Origin of the sequence: Microcoleus asticus IPMA8 (assembly GCF_013179805.1) — a bacterium.
Taxonomy (GTDB): Bacteria; Cyanobacteriota; Cyanobacteriia; order Cyanobacteriales; family Microcoleaceae; genus Microcoleus; species Microcoleus asticus.
In genome coordinates, this window is record NZ_SRRZ01000283.1 from 1 (window position 1) to 1887 (window position 1887).

A 1887-nucleotide genomic window follows, 5' to 3' on the forward strand; every position below is an offset into this window, starting at 1 on the left:
GAATCACATCTGGTCGCTTTACCTTCACCGTTTTCAGTGCCATCCGCCCACTGGTAACGCTGCGAACAGTGTAGCCGAGTTTGAGGAGCGCCTCGCTTAGTAATTGTAGATTTTCTAGAAGATCGTCTACAATTAGAATATTACCTTTATTTTTCATTTGAGAATTAAAATTAATTGCCACTCCGGGGTTCTACTAAATCAAGAATCTGCTCAAACTTAAATTGACTGGCAAGTTTTGTAAGGGATTTTATCAAACGAGTTTCTGTTTTGGGAATTTCTCCTACAACTTGTAACACGAGGTTGGTATTTGCCTCAAGTGCAGCTTCGTATAATTGAGTAATCCATTCTTGAGTCATACAGGTTAAATCTTCCGATGTCAAGGGACGTGTTTCTGTATCATCCAAGACAGGAGATATTGTTTCTGCATAGATATATTTGACTCCCAAATGCTTAGCTAGTGCGTCAAAAATGGTGTGTTCAACGAAGGGTTTGCGAACAAAGTCATCACATCCAGCCGAAAGCACCATCGCCTTTTCTTCTTCCAACACACTCGCCGTTAACGCGATTACAGCCGTAGCATTGCCTTTGGTGGTAGATTTGATGTATTTTGTCGCTTCGTAGCCATCCATAACTGGCATCCTCATATCCATCCAGATTAGGTGCGGTTCCCATTCATCCCAAATGACGATCGCCTCTTGTCCGTTACTAGCTTCTTTCAGCTCAAATCCCAAGGGACTCAACAACTTAATTAGTAATTGTCGATTAATAGATTTATCATCGACTGTGAGAATTTTGTAGGTAAGTTGACCGGGCACCAGTCCCAGCACTCTTGAATATTCTCCTGTACTCTTGCTGTTTGTTTTTTGACCCAATTTGGTCTGAATATACAATTGGAAACTTGTACCTTTTCCTAATTCGCTTTCTACAGAAATATCCCCACCCATCAATTGCACAAATTTTCGGCTAATTGCTAAACCTAAACCCGTTCCTTCCTGCAGATCTTTTCCAGCTTGAGCTTGACTAAAGGCATCAAATAGTTTTGGCAGTTCTGCTGCTGCAATACCCACCCCAGTATCGCGAATACGGAAATGCAAACTAAAAACATCTGTGGTTTCTTGCTCTCCCAGAAAGACATTCAAAGTGATTTGACCCTGGGAAGTAAATTTGATGGCATTGCTGAGTAAATTAATTAAAACCTGACGCAGTTTTACTTGATCGGTACAGATATAGCGCGGCACATTTTCTGTTCGCTGGAATACCAAATTCACTCCGGCATTATTAGCCCGCAGATGCAACATATCTTCTAAATCATTCAGCAATATATGTAGGTCAAAGTCTGTAAGATTAAGGGTGGTTTTACCTGCTTCGATTTTTGATAAATCGAGTACATTATTAATTAACGTTAATAGATAATCACCGCTGCGATAGATAATTCCGGCATTCTCGTATTGTTCGGGGGGCATATTTGTGGCGCGTACCATCAATTGCGAAAAGCCGAGAATAGCATTGAGGGGCGATCGCAATTCGTGGCTCATATTGGCAATAAATGTACTTTTGGCTTGATTGGCGGTTTCTGCTTTCACTGCCAACTCTCGGGAAATATTCTCACTTTCCTGCAAAGCCATAGTACGCTGAATCACTCTTTGTTCTAATTCCGCATTAGCTTGTTGTAATTTCAAAGCCGCTTGACGATTTTCCGAAACAATCGCAGATGTCACCATCGTCGTAAGGGAAAGTACCCCCACAAATAAAAGTAGTAACAAAAGGGAATTACTAGCCAATGCCGCCTTATAAAACAATACGGTTCAGTTAAGGGCTATGCAGTGCTTGAAACAATAAATATAGGAGTATTCATTATGATTCCAGTACCTCTGTGTTTAACTTGTT

Annotated in this window: 1 protein-coding gene; it reads right to left on the reverse strand. The window is 40.9% G+C overall.

Annotated elements, in window-relative coordinates; translation table 11 throughout:
• Positions 1-170: 170 nt before the first annotated feature.
• Positions 171-1781 carry an ATP-binding response regulator gene (locus tag E5S67_RS31850; protein ID WP_246277099.1) on the reverse strand — a complete coding sequence of 537 codons (1611 nt, stop codon included), beginning with the start codon at positions 1779-1781 and terminating at the stop codon, positions 171-173.
• Positions 1782-1887 lie beyond the last annotated feature (106 nt).